The organism is Alteromonas sp. KUL49 (assembly GCF_006538345.1).
Lineage (GTDB): Bacteria > Pseudomonadota > Gammaproteobacteria > Enterobacterales > Alteromonadaceae > Alteromonas.
On record NZ_BJKL01000005.1, the window covers coordinates 12,781 to 31,765 of the forward strand.

The 18,985-nt window shown below is 45.0% G+C and carries 15 protein-coding genes; 13 read left to right on the forward strand and 2 right to left on the reverse strand.

The genetic code is table 11. The features are described from left to right. Nucleotides 1–19 precede the first annotated feature (19 nt). The 12 genes from EYS00_RS09805 to tilS all read left to right on the forward strand — a co-directional run bounded on the left by EYS00_RS09805 (nucleotide 20) and on the right by tilS (nucleotide 15,506). The gene (locus EYS00_RS09805) at nucleotides 20–883 is read left to right on the forward strand and encodes a phosphatidate cytidylyltransferase (protein WP_130636381.1); all 864 of its coding nucleotides are present in this window, start codon (nucleotides 20–22) and stop codon (nucleotides 881–883) included. Then, complete coding sequence (ispC, locus tag EYS00_RS09810) at nucleotides 883–2,070, forward strand: 1-deoxy-D-xylulose-5-phosphate reductoisomerase (protein ID WP_130636382.1); 1,188 nt, start codon at nucleotides 883–885, stop codon at nucleotides 2,068–2,070. The genes EYS00_RS09805 and ispC overlap by 1 nt, the downstream gene beginning before the upstream one ends. Next, the gene (gene rseP, locus EYS00_RS09815; protein WP_130636383.1) at nucleotides 2,064–3,416 is read left to right on the forward strand and encodes a sigma E protease regulator RseP; all 1,353 of its coding nucleotides are present in this window, start codon (nucleotides 2,064–2,066) and stop codon (nucleotides 3,414–3,416) included. Before ispC ends, rseP begins: the two co-directional genes overlap by 7 nt. Nucleotides 3,417–3,476: 60 nt before the next feature. Continuing rightward, nucleotides 3,477–5,954, forward strand: coding sequence for an outer membrane protein assembly factor BamA (gene bamA, locus EYS00_RS09820; RefSeq protein ID WP_130636384.1), 2,478 nt, complete (start codon nucleotides 3,477–3,479; stop codon nucleotides 5,952–5,954). 59 nt (nucleotides 5,955–6,013) lie between these two features. Then, nucleotides 6,014–6,529 (forward strand): OmpH family outer membrane protein, encoded by a 516-nt coding sequence (locus EYS00_RS09825; RefSeq protein ID WP_130636385.1) that lies wholly within the window; start codon nucleotides 6,014–6,016, stop codon nucleotides 6,527–6,529. 176 nt (nucleotides 6,530–6,705) lie between these two features. Continuing rightward, nucleotides 6,706–7,155 carry a 3-hydroxyacyl-ACP dehydratase FabZ gene (fabZ, locus tag EYS00_RS09830; RefSeq protein WP_130636386.1) on the forward strand — a complete coding sequence of 150 codons (450 nt, stop codon included), beginning with the start codon at nucleotides 6,706–6,708 and terminating at the stop codon, nucleotides 7,153–7,155. Between the two features lies 1 nt (nucleotide 7,156). Further along, nucleotides 7,157–7,927: an acyl-ACP--UDP-N-acetylglucosamine O-acyltransferase gene (gene lpxA / locus EYS00_RS09835; protein WP_130636387.1), complete on the forward strand. Its 771-nt coding sequence runs from the start codon at nucleotides 7,157–7,159 to the stop codon at nucleotides 7,925–7,927. 1 nt (nucleotide 7,928) lies between these two features. Further along, nucleotides 7,929–9,077: a lipid-A-disaccharide synthase gene (gene lpxB / locus EYS00_RS09840; protein WP_130636388.1), complete on the forward strand. Its 1,149-nt coding sequence runs from the start codon at nucleotides 7,929–7,931 to the stop codon at nucleotides 9,075–9,077. Then, nucleotides 9,070–9,639, forward strand: coding sequence for a ribonuclease HII (gene rnhB, locus EYS00_RS09845; protein WP_130636389.1), 570 nt, complete (start codon nucleotides 9,070–9,072; stop codon nucleotides 9,637–9,639). Before lpxB ends, rnhB begins: the two co-directional genes overlap by 8 nt. Nucleotides 9,640–9,647: 8 nt before the next feature. Beyond that, on the forward strand, nucleotides 9,648–13,112 hold the full coding sequence (gene dnaE / locus EYS00_RS09850; protein WP_130636390.1) for a DNA polymerase III subunit alpha: 3,465 nt from the start codon (nucleotides 9,648–9,650) through the stop codon (nucleotides 13,110–13,112). A gap of 68 nt (nucleotides 13,113–13,180) precedes the next feature. Beyond that, nucleotides 13,181–14,137, forward strand: coding sequence for an acetyl-CoA carboxylase carboxyl transferase subunit alpha (gene accA, locus EYS00_RS09855; protein ID WP_130636391.1), 957 nt, complete (start codon nucleotides 13,181–13,183; stop codon nucleotides 14,135–14,137). Nucleotides 14,138–14,171: 34 nt separating this feature from the next. Then, nucleotides 14,172–15,506 carry a tRNA lysidine(34) synthetase TilS gene (gene tilS / locus EYS00_RS09860; RefSeq protein ID WP_130636392.1) on the forward strand — a complete coding sequence of 445 codons (1,335 nt, stop codon included), beginning with the start codon at nucleotides 14,172–14,174 and terminating at the stop codon, nucleotides 15,504–15,506. Nucleotides 15,507–15,527: 21 nt separating this feature from the next. On the opposite strand, the gene EYS00_RS09865 is transcribed toward tilS, so the two are convergent. Then, complete coding sequence (locus EYS00_RS09865) at nucleotides 15,528–16,427, reverse strand: GGDEF domain-containing protein (RefSeq protein ID WP_130636393.1); 900 nt, start codon at nucleotides 16,425–16,427, stop codon at nucleotides 15,528–15,530. 255 nt (nucleotides 16,428–16,682) lie between these two features. On the opposite strand from EYS00_RS09865, the gene EYS00_RS09870 reads away from it, so the two are divergent. Next, nucleotides 16,683–18,614 (forward strand): cation:proton antiporter, encoded by a 1,932-nt coding sequence (locus EYS00_RS09870; RefSeq protein ID WP_130636666.1) that lies wholly within the window; start codon nucleotides 16,683–16,685, stop codon nucleotides 18,612–18,614. A gap of 19 nt (nucleotides 18,615–18,633) precedes the next feature. On the opposite strand, the gene EYS00_RS09875 is transcribed toward EYS00_RS09870, so the two are convergent. After that, nucleotides 18,634–18,867 carry a hypothetical protein gene (locus tag EYS00_RS09875; protein WP_130636394.1) on the reverse strand — a complete coding sequence of 78 codons (234 nt, stop codon included), beginning with the start codon at nucleotides 18,865–18,867 and terminating at the stop codon, nucleotides 18,634–18,636. Nucleotides 18,868–18,985: the final 118 nt, after the last annotated feature.

The window sequence follows — 18,985 nt, forward strand, 5'->3', positions numbered from 1 at the left end:
CAGGAGCAAAGAGCCAATTATGCTAAAACAAAGAATAATAACTGCATTAATTCTCGCCCCTTTGGCACTTTTTGCCATTCTCTTCTTACCTGTATTTTGGTTTGAAATTGCTATTGCCGGTGTTGTAGGCATAGGCGCTTATGAATGGGCCAACATGTCTGGTTTCACCCAGCGTCCACAAAAAGTGGCCTTTATGATAGCCGCATTTTTGGTGTGTATCGTGTTGTCAGTGCAAGTTGGTAGTGAATCAATTTGGCATCAAGGACAGTTAAACTCCCTGTACAAATCTATCCTTAGTATCGCCGTGGTGTGGTGGGTAGTTTCATTGTTCATGATTATTGCTTATCCCAAGTACTCCAAAGTGTGGCGAGAAAACCGTGCTATTCGCTTGTCTTTTGGCGTAGTCACTCTCATTCCCACTTGGATAGCAGTCGTTGCGCTAAGAACAAGTTTGTATGACGTGGATGAGTACTACGGCGCTTCGTTGATCTTTTACGTGCTAGGCATTGTGTGGGCCGCTGATATTGGTGCGTTCTTCGTAGGCGTAAAGTTTGGTCGTCACAAGTTACGCCCCAATGTTTCTCCGGGGAAAACCTTGGAAGGTCTTTTAGGCGGGGTCGCTGCCTCTTCAGCAATCATCGCATTTGCCGCGTTGCATTATCAGGTGGAGCCTTCTCGAATCTGGCTACATTTAGTTATTGGTGGTGTCACTGTCGCGGTGTCAGCCTTAGGTGACTTGAATGAGAGTATGTTCAAGCGAACTGCAGGAATTAAAGACAGTGGACGCATTTTACCCGGTCATGGTGGTGTGTTAGACCGTATTGACAGTTTAACGGCTGCGTTTCCTGTGTTCGCCTTTAGTTATGTGATGTGGATGGCTTAATGCAAACCGTTACTGTGCTTGGGGCTACAGGCTCTATTGGGTGTAGTACCCTTGATGTTATCGCTCGCCATCCTGATTTGTTTCGCGTATTCGCTATTACTGGCAATAGTCAAGTAGAGCGGCTCATCGAACAAGCTGCTGCTTGTTCACCACGTTACATTGTGCTTGCGGATGATAGCCGTTATGAAGAGGCAGTATCATTAGCAAAACAACACGGTGTTAATGCGCAGATTTTGTGTGGCGGCGATGCGCTAGAAGAAGTATCTTCAGCGCCTGAAGTTGATACTGTTATGGCAGCAATAGTGGGTGCAGCTGGATTACTGCCAACACTGGCGGCAGTAAAGGCGGGCAAGCGAGTCCTTCTTGCTAACAAAGAAGCACTAGTCATGTCTGGAGCGTTGCTGATCGATGCAGCCAATCAAAGTGGGGCGTCTATCCTACCCATTGACAGTGAACACAATGCAATTTTCCAATGTTTACCCGATGATTTTCAATATGGCAATTTAGCCCATTCAGGTATTTCAAAGATTTTACTTACAGGCTCAGGAGGTCCGTTTAGAGACCGTAGCTTGTCTACATTCAATGAGATAACCGTGGAGCAAGCCTGTACCCATCCTAATTGGTCCATGGGACAGAAAATTACCGTCGATTCTGCGACGATGATGAACAAAGGTCTCGAGTTTATTGAAGCATGTTGGTTGTTCGGAACCAAAGCTAGTGACATTGAGGTGGTTATTCACCCCCAAAGCGTAATTCACTCTATGGTCCAATATGTCGATGGTTCAATCATTTCTCAAATGGGTAACCCTGACATGCGCACTCCCATCGCTTATGGCTTGGCTTATCCGCATAGAATCGACTCGGGTGTAGCGCCTGTAGATTTTAATACGATTGGAGATTTTAGTTTTACCTCTCCGTGCTTCGAGCGTTATCCAAATTTAAAACTCGCCATTGATGCATGTATCGATGGACAAGCGGCAACAACACGTCTAAATGCAGCCAATGAGGTAGCAGTAGCGGCGTTTTTAGCCAAGAAAATCCGGTTTACAGACATAGCACGGGTGAACGCAGAAACTCTCGATAAAATGGAACCAATAACAGTTTCATCGCTCCAACAAATTCTTGAGCAAGATAGCAGTGCTAGAGATATGGCGATGCAAGTAATTAGAGGATTGTCAGCGTGTTAGGTTTTTTGTGGAGCGCTGGTGCGTTTATTGTTGCGTTAGGGATTTTAGTCGCGGTCCATGAATGGGGACATTTTTACGTGGCTCGCCGTTGCGGTGTTCATGTTGAGCGCTTTTCCATTGGTTTTGGTAAACCATTGTGGCGACGTAAAAGTACCTCCGGTACCGAGTATGTTATTGCTGCGATACCTCTAGGTGGCTACGTTCGCATGCTCGATGGACGAGTGGATGATGTACCAGAGCATATGGCGCACAAGGCGTTCAACAACAAAACTGTGCTTCAGCGAATGGCTATTATTGCCGCCGGCCCTGGGGTCAATTTCATATTCGCTTTTTTCGCATTGTGGATAATGTATCTAGTTGGATTGCAAACCGTGAAGCCTGTGGTTAATACCATTGAGCCAAACAGTATTGCTGAGTTAGCTGGTGTAACCAAAGGTGACGAGATCATTGCTGTGGGTGAGCGCAGTACTCCTGATTGGGAGGCTGTTAATATGGAGCTCGTGTCGCATATAGGTAAAGAGGCAGCTCTGGTTACACTAGTAAACAAAGATAAAGTACAAAAAGAATTAACATTTACATTGACCGGTTGGAACTTTGACCCAGATAAAGAGTCTCCTTTAAGCAGCTTGGGTATTACACCGTTTAGACCCGCACCTACACTAGAGGTAGGTTTTGTAGGTGATGACAGTGCTGCAGAACGAGCAGGGATTAAGACCGGTGACGTACTTGTATCTATTAACGGAGAACAAGTGAGCAATTGGCAGTTTTTGGTTGATAAAATTGTCGATAGCCCGGGAGCCATTTTGTCTTTGGGTATCGAACGGGATGGACAGCTAATCACTGTTAACCCAACGGTAGCAAAACAAGATACGCCAGAAGGTCAGCGAGGATATTTGGGCGTTAGTCCAGTGTTCGAACCTTGGCCAAAAGGGTATGTGTTTACCCATCAATATGGCATAGTAGAGTCTGTTGTAAGAGCTTTTGACAAAACATGGCGTTTAATAACGCTGAGTGTTGAAATGATAGGGAAATTATTGACCGGTGATGTATCGGTTAAAAATCTGAGCGGACCTATCTCAATTGCGCAAGGAGCGGGTGTAAGTGCCGGCTTCGGACTTGCGTATTTTCTAAGTTTTCTTGCTTTGATAAGCGTTAATTTAGGCATAATAAATTTGCTTCCCTTACCAATGTTAGATGGCGGGCATTTACTGTTTTACGCCATTGAATGGATACGAGGTAAACCTGTACCCGATGAGGTTCAGGAGTGGGGGTACAGGATCGGTGGCATGTTATTGTTCACGATAATGAGCATCGCCATTGTAAATGACATTGCTCGTATCACCTGATAGATGTCGGGAAGATAATAAAATAGCGAAGAAAGAACGCGGCCAGGAACAAATATATACATGAAGTTTAAACAGTTAGTAGCAGCCGGTGCAATTGCTACCAGTGCTAGCTTAGCCAATGCTGCAGACTCAAACCAAGAATTTGTAGTCGAAGACATTCGAGTCGAAGGGTTACAACGAGTTGCACTCGGTGCGGCGTTGACTTATCTCCCCGTCCAGGTGGGCGACAATCTGAATTCGTTCAGAGTTACTCAGTTGATCCGTTCACTTTACTCATCAACTCACTTCGAGAATGTTGAAATTTTGCGTGACGGCAACACGTTAGTTGTGCGCGTTTCAGAACGCCCGACAATCAGTAACATCATTTTCGATGGCAACGACGACATCAAAGATGAGCAATTGCAGGAAAGCTTAGACGGCAATGGTATACGAGTCGGTGAGCCCCTCGATAAAACCGTTCTAACATCGATTGAAAATGGCCTTAAAGACTTTTTCTATAGCATTGGTAAATACAATGCTGATGTTACAGCTATCATAACGCCGCTTCCAAGAAACCGCGTAGACCTCAAACTGCTGTTTGAAGAGGGTGATGCCGCCGAAATTCAACAGATCAATATTGTTGGTAATGAGATTTTCTCTGATGCTGTATTGATGGAAAGTTTTGAGCTTCAATATGATAAGCCGTGGTGGGATTTCCTCTCTGAAACGCGATATCAACAACAGACGTTGCAAGGTGATATGGAAACCCTGCGTAACCACTATTTAGATCGTGGTTATCTGCGCTTTAACGTTGATTCGACGCAAGTGTCCATGACACCTGAAAAATCAGGCATCTACATTGCGCTAAACGTCACTGAAGGTGAGCAATATACGATTTCAGAAGTAGAACTCGTTGGTGATGTATTGGGCCATGAAGATTACATTGAACGCGTTTTACCACTCACTCCTGGCGAGTTATACAATCAGGCTGAAGTAACTTACACAGAAGAGTTTATTAGTAAATACCTGGGTAGATTTGGTTTCGCCTATCCCACGGTAACCACGGTTCCCGAGATTAATGATGAGGACAAAACGGTTAAATTGACCTTGTCGGTGGACCCAGGTAAGCGTATTTACGCTCGTCGCATTCAATTCAATGGTAATGTGATCACCGCCGATGAAGTACTTCGCCACAACGTGAGTCAGATGGAAGGTGCTTGGTTGTCAAACAACCTGCTTGAGTCTTCTAAAAATCAGTTGTCTCGACTCACCTACATGGAAGAAGTTGAATTCGAAACTATTCGAATTCCAGGCCAAGAAGACCAAGTGGATGTTGTTTTCAACGTTAAGGAGCAACCAGCAGGCTCGTTTAACGCCGGTATTGGTTACGGTGACAGAACCAAGCTAAGTCTTCAAGCGGGTATTCAGCAAGATAACTTCTTGGGAACGGGTAAACGAGTTGGTTTAAACCTAAGCACCGTCTCATATCAGCGTTCTGCACAAATCACTTACAACGACCCATTCTTTACCATAGATGGGATTAGCCTCGGTGGAAGTATTGGTTATAGTGAGTTCGATGGTTCTGACTTTAATGTTATCCAATATAACTCGAAGCAATGGTCTGTTGGGGCGAACATTGGTTATCCAATTAACGAGTTTAACCGCATTAACTTTGGCCTTACTTATTCTAACGTAGAGCTTTTCAATCGCGGTTATTATGAGCAGACTGAACAGTTTTATGACCAGTTCCTTGATGGTGACGATCCAGATGCTGCTGTTAAATATCAGTCGTTTCAGGCCAGTGTGAGTTGGAGTAGAAGTACGCTAAATCGCGGTTTATTCCCAACAGCGGGTTCGTCGCAAAGAGCGTCGTTTAGCGTCACAACGCCTAATTCTGACGTGAACTTCTTCAAAACTATATTCGATGGTAAGTGGTACTATCCGTTAAGCCGCAACCAACGTTGGTCTGTGCTTGCACGAGTTCGCCTTGGATATGGTAACGGTTATGGCGATATTAATGGAAACGAGCAAATTATGCCGTTTACCGAGAACTTCACCGCTGGTGGTGCTGATTCACTACGCGGCTTTGAGAACAATACCGTTGGTCCACGTGGTATTATTCGTCAATCGAGCGGTTCAATTACCGGTCCTGATGGCCAAGTTTACCCGAATGATCCTGCTGACGATTTAATATCTCTATCTCGCCGTAGTTTGGGTGGTAATGCGATGGCGCTTGGTGGCGTTGAATTAATCGTACCTACCCCCTTTGTGGAAGAAGATATGGATAACTCGGTAAGAACGAGTATTTTCCTTGATGTTGGTAATGTTTGGGATACGGAATTTGATTATGACAAGTACCGTAGTTTCGAACAACCGAACACCCAATACGGCGAGCTGTTGGACTATTCTGACTGGAGCCTGTATCGTAGTTCTGCTGGTATCTCGGTACAATGGATTTCACCTATGGGCCCAATGGTGTTTAGTTTCTCTAAGGCCATTCAAGAGCGTGACGGTGACGATGCAAGATTCTTCACCTTCAATATCGGGCAAACTTTCTAATAATGATGTTGGGTTAAGAACTAAACCCATATAAAAAAGAGATAAAAAAGGAGTTCCTTTTGAAACAGTTGGTTAAAAATGCGATTGCAGGCGCGGTACTTAGTACTGCACTTCTTAGTACGTCTGCGATGGCTGAGCAAAAAATTGCAGTGGTTGATGTTCAAGGTATTTTTCAATCTATGCCTCAGGTAGCTGAGATTCAGAATACTATTCAAAACGAATTCAAAGACAGAATTGAAGAACTTCAACAACTACAGCGTGATGGTCAGTTCTATGCTGAGCGCCTTCAGCGTGATGCTGCGACAATGAGCGCAGAAGAAAAGTCTGAGATTGAGCAGAAAATCATTGAGGTTCGTACTGCACTTGAGCAAAAAGCAGGGCCACTTCAACAAGAAATTCAACGTCGTGAAGGTGAAGAACGCAACAAGCTTTTGGGCCTTATTCGTATGGCTATCGACACTGTTGCTTCTACACAAGACGTGGATTTAGTGCTTAATGCTGGCGCAGTAGCGTTTGCAAAAGAAGAGTTCGACCTCTCAGAAGCAGTATTAGAGCAAGTTAGCAAAACTAACTAAGTCTCTGTGTTTGAGTACGTTTAGTGCTCAACCATTATCAGACCAACTCCGAGAGGTGTTGGTCTGATTTGTTTTTTACGCTTAACAGCGTAAGGTTGCCGCCGTTTTATAGATTAATGGCAGCCCTGCCCAACGTGTTAGTGGTTAGGTCATGCTTGAAATAAAGGAGAGAGTTTTTGTCCAACGCACTTAATACCATCGAAATAAAAGAAATAATGGATTTGCTTCCCCATCGTTATCCATTTTTATTAGTCGATAGGGTCACTGAATATGTTTTAGGTGAGTCTATCAAAGCGTATAAAAATATTACGATAAATGAGCCGTGTTTTACTGGGCATTTTCCAGAGCAGCCAATTTTCCCTGGCGTACTAATTCTAGAAGCGATGGCACAAGTTGCTGGCGTGCTAGGTTTTAAAACCATGGGCAAGTCAGATAAGTTATACTTGTATGCAGGTATTGATAGTGCGCGTTTCAAACGCCCAGTGGTACCTGGCGATCAGTTGGTATTTGACGTGCAATTGGTTAAAGAGAAAAGAGGGATTTGGAAGTTCAAAGGTACTGCATTAGTGGATGGAGCCGAAGTATGTAGCGCCGATTTTATGTGTGCAATGAGAGAGATAGCATAACGTGATCCATCCAACAGCGGTAATTTCTGACAGCGCTACTATAGGTAGCGATGTAACAATTGGGCCTTTTTGTGTAGTAGACGATAATGTCACCATAGGTGACGGATGTGTGTTGAAGTCACACGTTGTCGTGCGAGGTCCAACCCGCATAGGTAAAAACAATACGTTCTTTCAGTTCACTTCGATTGGAGAAGACTGTCAGGATAAGAAGTATGACGGTGAGCCTACCGAGCTCGTTATCGGCGACGACAACGAGTTTCGAGAAGGTGTTACTGTGCACCGTGGCACTATTCAAGATAACAGCATCACTATCATAGGGTCTAGAAACCTGCTTATGGTGAATGCTCATGTCGCTCACGATTGTATCATCGGTAACGACTGTATTTTGGCGAACAATGTCGCTGTCGCAGGTCACGTGCACGTTGACGATTTTGCTATCGTAGGTGGTGCGGTAGCTATACATCAATTTTGTAAGATTGGCGCTCACGCCTTTATCGGTGGTGGCGCTATTATTTTGCGAGATGTACCGCCATTTGTCATGGTGAGTGGTCACAAACACATTCCTCAGGGCATTAATGCTGAAGGTCTACGCAGGCGTGGATTCGAAAAGTCCTCGATACTGGCAATCAAGCGCGCCTATAAAACCATTTACAGAGAGGGCAACACCGTAGCTCAAGCTATCGATAGTCTTGAGGTGCCTGCATCTGAAGAAGGTAGCGTAGCTATGATGCGAGATTTTCTAAGCAACGCCACTAGAGGCATCATCCGCTAATATGTCTAAGCCTTTGCGCATTGCAATAGTTGCTGGTGAGCCATCTGGTGACGTGCTCGCAGCAGGTATGCTTAGAGAGCTCAAGCGAATACACCCTGACGCAATTTTTGAGGGTATTGGCGGAAAACATATGCGGGCAGAGGGTTTTCACAGTCTTTTCGATATGGAAACTCTTTCTGTGATGGGACTCGTCGAGGTTCTGTCGAGTCTTCCATCAATACTCAAAGTCAAAAAAGGCTTGTTGTCTCATTTTGAGCAACATCGTCCAGATATTTTTGTTGGTGTAGATGCCCCAGACTTTAATTTGCGTATTGAAACTGAGCTCAAAAAACGAGGTGTGAAAACTGTCCATTATGTCAGTCCCACGGTTTGGGCATGGAGAGAGGGAAGAATTCACAAGATTGCCAGGGCAGCGCACCATGTCTTGGGGCTGTTTCCTTTCGAAGCGCAAGTATACGCAAAATATAATATGCCATACACGTTTGTTGGGCATACTATGGCAGACGCAATCCCTCTAGACCCCGACAAGTATCAAGCGAGGACGCTTTTAGCATTACCCAATAATGAAGATGTTTTGGCTGTGCTTCCTGGCTCTCGTAGAGGTGAAGTGGCAGCATTAATGCCAATATTTATCGACACTATGATAAGGGTAGCAAAAGAGCGACCCAACATTCATTTTGTAATCCCCGCAGCTAATGCAGCGAGGCACGACCAGATCAAAGAGTCTTTGTCTCTTGCTGGTGAAAATGCAGCTCGGCTCAATGTGCACATTGTCGATGTTGAAGCCAGGCATGCCATGATTGCGTCAGATGCGATTTTATTGGCGTCAGGCACCGCGACGTTAGAAGCAATGTTGTGTAAACGGCCTATGGTTGTCGCCTACAAACTGTCAGCACTGACTCACAAAATAATGCAGCGTTTATACAAACCTGACTATTTTGCACTACCAAATATTTTAGCAAATGAAGCTTTGGTTCCTGAGTTGCTGCAAGACGATGTGAATCCTATTACGCTGTGTGACCACATCCTCACTCTGTTTAATACAGACAACTCTACACTGATCAATAGATTCACAGAGCTTCATCACACCCTCAAATGCGATGCTGATAAAAGCTCAGCACGTGCAGTACTGGAAATACTCAATGGATAAACTCATTGCCGGAGTCGACGAAGTCGGACGCGGTCCACTTGTCGGTGACGTTGTTACTGCTGCAGTTATATTGGATCCGAATAAACCCATTGAAGGTTTAGCCGATTCCAAAAAGCTTAGCGAAAAAAAGCGTAATGCCTTAGCAGAGCAAATAAAAGAAAACGCACTGAGTTGGCATATAGCCAGAGCTACACCAGAAGAAATCGATTCACTTAACATACTTCACGCCACTATGCTTGCAATGAAGCGCGCGGTTGAGGGGCTTCATATTCAACCCCATTGGGTGCGCGTTGACGGTAACAGAATTCCCCAATGGCACTATGCCGCAGAGGCAGTAGTCAAAGGTGATAGTTTATTCGAGGAGATTTCAGCGGCATCAATTATTGCTAAGGTAGCTCGAGATCAGGATATGATTGAGCTTGATGCACTGCATCCTGAATATGGATTTGCAAAGCACAAAGGGTATCCAACGAAAGCCCATTTTGAAGCACTTGCTGCACATGGCGTGCTTAACTGTTATCGTAAGAGCTTTAAACCCGTCAAGACGCTTCTTTTAGAGTAATTTTTTACATGTCTTCGCCCTTTATTCACCTTCGAGTACACAGTGATTTTTCCATGATGGATGGGCTTAACAAAGTTAAGCCGATTCTTGGAAAGGTCGCAGAGTACAACATGCCCGCTGTGGCTATTACCGACCAAATGAATATGTGTGGGTTGGTTAAGTTTTACTCTCAAGCGCATAGCTTGGGTGTTAAACCTATTATAGGCACCGATTTTTGGGTAACCAACGAACATTTTGGTGACGAGCCTTTTCGATTAACCCTTTTGGCGATGAACAATGAGGGTTATAACAATATTACCGTTCTCATCTCAAAAGCGTATTTGCGTGGTAGCTTGGCGTATAAGGCCGTTATCGACCAAGCTTGGTTAGCAGAGCACTCGGAGGGAATTATTGTTCTCTCAGGCGCTCAACACGGTGATATCGGTGTTGCGCTGGCCAAGAACAATGTAAAGCTACGAGATGAAGCTCTGGCGTTTTATACCACCCACTTTCCAGACCGTTTCTATTTAGAGTTAATTCGAACAGGACGGGCCGGCGAAGAGGACTATTTGCATCGCGCTGTAGCCCTGGCTGATGAAGTGGGTCTACCCGTCGTTGCCACTAACGAAGTGTGTTTTATTGATCAAGCAGGATTTGATGCCCACGAAATTCGTGTTTGTATCCACGATGGTTACACGCTTGAAGATTCTCGTCGTCCAAAACGTTACAGTGATCAGCAGTATTTGCGTACTGCTGATGAAATGATTGAATTATTCAGCGACATACCAGAGGCGATTGAAAATACGGTAGAAATTGCCAAACGCTGTAATGTCACCGTGCGGCTAGGTGAATATTTTCTTCCTCAGTTTCCTACCGGCGGAATGACCACTGAAGACTTCTTAGTGAAAGTCTCTGAAGAGGGGCTGGAAGAGCGGTTAGAGTTCCTTTTTCCCGACGAAAATGTGCGGGCTGAAAAAAGGCCAGAGTACGATGACAGACTCCGTATTGAGTTAGAAGTTATTAACCAAATGGGGTTCCCCGGCTACTTCCTGATCGTTATGGAATTTATCCAGTGGAGTAAAGACAACGGCATACCTGTTGGCCCTGGGCGTGGTTCAGGTGCAGGTTCCTTAGTGGCCTATGCGCTAAAAATTACTGACTTAGACCCGCTTGAATTTGATCTGCTTTTCGAAAGGTTCTTGAACCCAGAACGTGTTTCCATGCCCGATTTTGACGTCGACTTTTGCATGGACAGACGAGACGAAGTTATCGATCACGTTGCCGAGTTGTACGGACGACAAGCGGTCTCTCAAATCATTACCTTCGGTACCATGGCAGCAAAAGCGGTTATTCGTGATGTTGGGCGCGTACTGGGTCATCCGTATGGTTTTGTTGACCGTATTTCAAAGCTCATTCCTCCTGATCCGGGAATGACCCTCGATAAGGCTTTTAAAGAAGAGCCTCGCTTACCCGAAGTTTATGACCAAGATGAGGAAGTGAAAGACCTTATCGATATGGCGCGTATTCTCGAAGGTGTTACGCGAAATGCCGGCAAGCATGCCGGTGGTGTTGTTATTGCACCTACAACCATTACCGACTTCTCGCCGTTGTACTGTGACGACGAGGGTAAGAACCCAGTTACACAGTTTGATAAGAATGACGTTGAAACGGCAGGGCTTGTTAAATTTGACTTTCTAGGTTTGCGAACGCTCACTATTATTCAGTGGGCGATTGATATGATTAAGGAAGGTAAGGGTATTGATATCGATATCAGTGCCATTCCTTTGGAAGACAAAAAGAGCTTCCGTATTCTTCAAAATTCAGAGACAACTGCAGTATTCCAGTTGGAATCTCGCGGTATGAAGGACCTGATTAAACGCCTTCAACCGGACTGTTTTGAAGATATTATCGCATTGGTGGCCCTATTTAGACCCGGCCCTTTGCAGTCGGGCATGGTAGAAAACTTTATCGACCGTAAGCATGGTCGAGAAGAAATTTCTTATCCTGATGCCGAATATCAGCACGAATGTCTGAAAGAAATTCTTGAACCTACCTATGGCATTATTCTTTACCAAGAGCAGGTAATGCAGATAGCCCAAGAAATGGCGGGTTACTCTCTTGGTGGCGCAGATTTGCTTCGCCGTGCTATGGGTAAGAAGAAGCCCGAGGAAATGGCAAAGCAACGGGGTACGTTTGAAGAGGGTTCCAAGTCAAACAACATCGACCCTGAGCTAGCAATGAAAATCTTCGACCTTGTGGAAAAATTCGCAGGTTATGGTTTTAACAAGTCACACTCAGCCGCTTACGCTCTCGTTTCGTATCAAACTTTGTGGTTAAAGGTGCATTACCCTGCGGAGTTTATGGCCGCAGTAATGTCTGCCGATATGGACAATACCGATAAAATTGTTACCTTGGTCGACGAATGTGAACGCATGGGATTAGAAATACTTCCGCCTGACTTAAACGCAGGTAAGTACAAATTCACTGTAGATGACAAAGGTCGCATTGTGTACGGTATCGGCGCGATTAAAGGTGTAGGTGAAGGCCCTATCGACGCTATTATTGAGGCGCGGGAAAACCAAGGCACATTCTCTGACCTCTTCGATTTTTGCGCTAAAGTCGATATTAAGCGGGTGAACAAACGAGTGTTGGAAAAGTTAGTGCTAGCAGGTGCCATGGATAATCTTGGTCCTCACAGAGCTGCACTTATGGCTACTTTGCCAGAGGCAATTGCTGCGGCTGACCAACACGCTAAAGCTGAATCGTTCGGGCAGTCGGATATGTTTGGCTTGCTAACTACCGAGCCTGAGGATGTTGAGCAAGCGTTTGCCGATGTGCCTGAATGGCCAGAGAAAGTATGGTTAGAGGGCGAAAAAGATACATTGGGCCTCTATTTAACGGGCCACCCTATCAATCAATATGCGAAGGAAATTACTCACTATACCGACGGACGATTAGTCGACCTTAAGCCAACAGGCAAAGACGCCATGGCGAGTGCGGTTGGTTTAGTACTTGGGGTGCGAGTAATGACCAACAAAAAGGGCAGACGTTGGGCAATTGTCACATTAGACGACAAAAGTGCCCGAATGGATGTGCGCTTTTTCCCTGATATGTACGAACAATTCGAAAGTATTTTAGAATCTGACCGAATCTTGCTCATAAAAGGACAGGTCAGCTTTGATGATTTCTCTGGGGGCAATACAATCACCGCCCGAGATGTTATGGATATTGTTCAAGCCCGTGAAAAAAATGCACGAGCTTTAGCACTTCAAGTTGATACCCAAAGGTTAGTTCCAGCAAAAATAAATCAACTTCAGTCGATACTCGGTAATTTCAACGATGGTACGTGTCCCGTACAAATTGGAGTAACCCATCCAGATGTAGAAGTTACCCTCGCATGTGGTGCGCAATGGTACGTAACGCCAGAAGACCAGTTATTACACGATCTCAAGCAGTGCTTGGGAGAAAAAGCAGTGTCGATCCTCTATCATTAATCGGCCAAGTTCGATAGATTGAGCAACGCAGATTTGGATTGACATGCGCAGTACGAATAGGACAAAGAATGAGCATACAGTTTTTGGACTTTGAACAACCCATCGCCGAACTAGAAGCAAAAATAGAAGAGTTGCGATTGGTCAATCAAGGCGGTGAGTTTGATGTTAGTATTGAAGAAGAAATCAGCAAGCTTCGCGGCAAGAGCGGTGAATTAACCAAGAAAATATTCTCCGATTTGGGAGCGTGGCAGATTTCTCAACTTGCTCGCCACCCAATGCGCCCATATACGCTAGATTACATCCCACGGATATTCTCTGAGTTTGATGAATTGGCAGGTGATCGCGCGTTTGCTGATGACAAAGCTATTGTGGGTGGCCCGGCCATGTTGGATGATCAACCTGTGATGGTTATAGGTCATCAAAAAGGCCGAGATACTAACGAAAAAATTAAGCGTAACTTTGGCATGCCTAAGCCAGAAGGTTACCGAAAAGCCCTGCGTTTGATGAAAATGGCTGAGCGCTTTAAATTGCCAATCATTACCTTCATTGATACACCAGGAGCATACCCAGGTGTAGGTGCTGAAGAGCGTGGACAAAGTGAAGCAATTGCGAAAAACCTGTTCGAAATGGCTGAGCTTAACGTACCAATTATCTGTACCGTTATTGGTGAAGGTGGTTCGGGCGGTGCGCTCGCTATCGGTGTCGGTGATAGGGTTAATATGCTTCAATTCTCTACTTACTCGGTAATTTCTCCAGAGGGCTGTGCATCTATCTTATGGAAGAGTGCTGAAAAAGCGCCACTTGCCGCTGAGGCTATGGGCGTAAGTGCTCCTCAAATTAAAGAGCTAGGTCTTATTAACAGCATTGTTGACGAGCCACTGGGTGGGGCACATCGCGACCACGATGGTATGGCAGCTAATTTGAAGGCGACTATTAAACAGCAGCTAAGCCAATTAAAGTCTTTAGACACATCCACGTTAATGGAAGAGCGCTATCAACGTTTGATGTCGTTTGGTTACTGTTAGTCAATTGATCACGAAAAATAGGTAATGTCGGTAAGTGCACGAGACTTTTGCATCAATTCACCAAGCGATTGATAACGTACTTACCGATTTGCCGTCAACTACTCCGCGTACCCTTGTAGTGGGTTACAGTGGAGGGGTTGACTCTTCCGTCCTACTTGATGCGCTCTGTCGTTATCAAAAAATTCCTTCAAATAACGATATAGAAATTCATGCTGTGTATGTAAATCACGGCTTGAGTAGCAATGCCGATGAATGGCAAGCCCATTGTGAACGAGTATGCCGGCAGTATGGTATTTTGTTTACCGCTATTCCTGTCACTGTCGATACGGGTAACCGCAAAAGCTTAGAAAGTGAAGCGAGAGATGCCCGTTACAAAGCCTTACTTACGTACTGTAAAGCGAACCACGGTGTGCTTGTACTCGGACAGCATGGCGAAGACCAACTCGAAACTTTTTTGCTACAGCTCAAAAGAGGCGCTGGCCCCAAAGGTCTATCCAGTATGGCGCCATTACAATGTAAAGAAGGTGTTTTTACTCTTCGTCCAATGCTCAATATTGCCAAGGCGGATATTCTCGAAGGTGCTCGTTATGCCAAACTATTTTGGGTAGAGGATGAATCTAACCAGAATGATGACTTCGATAGAAACTTTCTTCGAAATCGCATACTGCCGCTACTGACTCAACGCTGGCCTCAATTGTCCAAAACTGTAGGACGCAGCGCTGCTTTGTGCGCACAGCAAAATACACTCATTGTTGAAGAGGCCTTGAACAAGTTAGCTCATGTGAGTAACGGCAACTACGTGCTGAGTGGCGAGGCCTTACGCGCTTATTCTTCGGCGTGGCAAGCGGAAGTCATTCGTGTGTGGTTTGAGGTACATAAACAGCAACCTCCGTCTTCAAAGCAACTCGAAGAGATAATGGGATTTTTAGTGCTACGTGACGACGCCACACCTCATATCGATTTTACATGGGGGAGTATTCGTCGACATGATGGCGATCTTTATTGGGTGGTAAAAGATAGTCTCAAAGCGCCAGAGAAGCTGTCTATTTCTCCGAATAAACCTGAGCATCTCGCATGGTTCAACCTGTCTGTCGTAATTAAAACGACTTCGCTCAGTGAAGATTTTAAACTTGTAACCAATGTCCATGGTTTGGTTGTGAAACCGATGAATGCGTCAGTGAGTAAACCAATCAATCGATGGTTTAAGGCGTGGAAGGTACCCGTGTGGTTAAGACGTACCACACCTGTGTTCTATTGTGGGGAACAGGCAATTGGCACCCTAGTGGACAACAAACCGATTATGTTTTCTGATTGTCCTGAGGGGATTGAGTTGCTTGTCGAGGCGCAACCGCATGAAAAGGGGCAATAGTTTGCCCCTCCCAAAACACTTCTATGCGGCGCGATAGCTGTTTTTGCCGGACTCTTTGACCTTATACAATGCAGTGTCGGCTCTGTCGAAAATAGTATGAGCGTCGTCATTGTCTCTCGAAATAGCGCCACCAATACTGCATGACACATTGAGTTTTGTCAGATATTTAGAACTATTTATTTTCTTTTGTATGCGAGCCGCAGCGCTCGCTAACTGCTGTTGCTGACTACAATCTAAGATGCAACAAAATTCGTCACCGCCAAATCGGAAGGCTTCATCACCGTTGCGAAGGGATTGAGATAATAGAGATGCAACGGTAACCAGAACTTTGTCGCCCTCTCTATGTCCATGGGTATCATTCACTGATTTAAAGTTGTCTAAATCAATCATCAGCAAAGCAAACGGTTTATGACTACGAGATGATTGGCTAATGACGCGATCAACAGCTTGATCATAGCCCGACCTATTACCTAGCCCGGTTAACACATCCTTGGTCGCCATTTGACGCATGCGCATTAACTCCAATGCATGCGCCACTTGCCGAGCAAAAATGCCGTGGCATTGGTCTAAAATCTGACGCTGATCAATGGTCAAAGGTCGAGTGAAGTAGTAGTACACGTTACTGCGTTCAGTGCCTTGGAGTGAATTATAAGATACGTGCAATGTAATTGGCTGGCGAGGGTTGGAAGCTCGACCATAGACCCACCTAGAGTCCAAATCAGTCAAACTTAAGCCTTCTAGTGGCAAAAAATTGGCAAGTTGTTTGTGGTAGACCGCGCCAAGCGTTTCAAGCTCGATTGTCGATAGCAGTTCCAAAACGAAGTTATTAAACGCATTGGCTGACAGGGTAGGCGCAGCCTTTGTTGACGGATAATAGTTGTTATCTTCTGTGCTATCGTAGATAGTAGTTGAAAAGTCCACGGACATACCCCTTAAAAAACGCGTTAACTTGCTCTCGCTTTTAAAATGCCAAAGCGTTGACGCTTTTAATCAATAAACAGGCAAAATTTGCCGTTTTTGCGTCGTTATGTGGATATTTGCAAAGGTGGTGCCAAACTCTAAATATATGGTGAGGTTTAGTGATAACCTCTGGGAAAAGCTAGGTTTTTCTATCGCAATGGCGTTGTTTAGGAGTAGTGGGTGTTAGATAGTGGTTTTCTAAATATTATTCTTCTGATGGTTGTCGCCGTATTTTGTGTAGCGGTGTTCAAGCGCATGCACCTACCGCCAATATTGGCCTATTTGTTTTCCGGCATTCTTGTAGGACCGCAAATTCTAAGTATCTTTGCTCATCCCGAGGATATGCATTTGTTAGCAGAAGTAGGCATTGTTTTTCTGCTGTTTTCCCTCGGCCTCGAGTTTTCACTGCCCAAGCTTATCGCTATGCGCTCCATGGTGTTTGGTGTGGGGTTTGGACAAATGCTTTTAACCACTGCGTTTTTCACCATCATCCCCTACGTTTTTGGTATTCCGTTTTCCACCGCCATCATTATCGGGGGGGCATTAGCGTTAAGTTCTACTGCCATTGTTATTAAGCAGGCGGCAGAGATGGGGATCTTGAATAATCGTCGCACGCAACTTTCTATCAGTGTGTTGTTGTTTCAAGACCTTGCTGTAGTCCCTTTTCTGATTGCTATTCCTTTACTCTCAGGAAATGGCGACGTGAGTATTTCTGTCGCTTTGGGTATCGCACTGTTAAAAGGTGTTGTAGTCATCGCGTTTCTACTCTCTGTGGGAAAGTGGTTACTTCCTTGGGTATTCCGAGAAGTTGCTAAGACTAGGACAGATGAATTATTTGTACTCACCACAATTCTCATTGCCCTATTGGCTGGTGGATTAACATACTACTTTGGTTTGTCCATGGCGCTTGGGGCTTTTCTTGCGGGCATGATGCTTGGAGAAAGCCAATATAAATATCAACTAGAAGCTGATATCCGGCCCTTCCGTGACATTCTCATGGGGCTATTTTTCATTACTGTGGGTATGCAACTCGACTTGTTTGTGTTGGTAGAGCATCTCGCTGAAATTATTGTTGGCGTCATCGCACTCATCATTGTCAAAGTGGTGTTGGTACGTATAGCGGCCAGTGCGGTGAAAACCGATCCTGTCGATGCGTGGTCTGCGGGTATTAAACTCTGTCAGGTGGGTGAGTTTAGCTTTGTTATTGCAGCTCTCGCCACACAACATCAAGTGCTTACTACGACTCAGTCCTCGCTTATTGTAAGTATGGGGATAATCAGCATGGCATTAACCCCATGGTTGATGGATAACAGTTTGGGAATTGCTAAACGAATCGTTAATAAGCCATACACTGAAGACGAAGGTTATTCGTTATCGGCAGGTGAGTTTAGTAAACATGTGGTCATTTGTGGCTTTGGACGAGTGGGGCAATCTGTTGCTCGGTTGCTAAAAATGGAGGGTATTCCCTTTATCGCTATTGATATGGACCCTGTGCGTGTGCAAGAAAGTCGTAATGCTGGGGAGCCCGTATTATTTGGTGATGCTAGCCAAAAAGATATTTTAAACAATGCACATGCGTCGCAAGCTAACTTGGTCCTTGTGACGTTTGATGAGCCAGAAAAAGCCAAGCAAGTGATCAGTTCCTCTCATCAAATATCATCCGACATCGATGTAATGGTGCGCACAAAGCGGGATTATCAGTTAGAAAGTTTGTACAGTGCAGGTGCCAATCAGGTTGTCCCTGAACTGCAGGAAGGGAGCTTGATGCTTATTTCCCAGGTGCTTCATTATGCGGGTGTTCCTATGTCGAGGATCCTTAAGCGCGTGCGAGCAGAGAGGAAAGGACGATATGATCATCTCCACGGATTTTACCCCGGAGAAACTACCGAAATTACCTATGGTACTGAGGACAAGTTAGAGTTTATACACGCGGTAGTGCTCTCTGAACGTGCTGATTGTATTCAAAAACGTTTGGGGGAAATAGATTTTCAGCGAATGAGAGTGTCAGTAAAAGGATTACGACGTAACGGTAAAGAAATATCTGAGCCCGACAAAGAGGAGTTGTTACTGCCTAACGATGTACTCGTTATCGCCGGTAAACCGAGACGAGTGGAGCGGGCAGAACGTAAGCTTTTGGAGGGAAGTTAACTTCCCTCACTATCACCTTTTACGCTACGCGATCTTTTTCGAGCGCTTCAAACTGCTTTTTTAGGTCGTACTTTTCATCGGTAACGATTTTTTCCAGTACGGATACTCGCTCTTTGAGCGCAGCGACTTCTTTGGTAAGCTCGTCGCTCTGATAGCTGTTCTTTTTGGCCGCCCGTTTGTCTTTAGTGGCACCCGTAATAGACACAATAGTCCAGGCAATAATCCCAACAATAGCAATCGCTGTAATATCCATAGAGTCTTCCTTTTTAGTAGACTAGGTTACTTTATCAATACATCATAACGCGTTTTGAGCGAAAGACTTCATATTATCAGTAACAAGGTTTGTTTTGTTTAACAATTGCAAACATGTT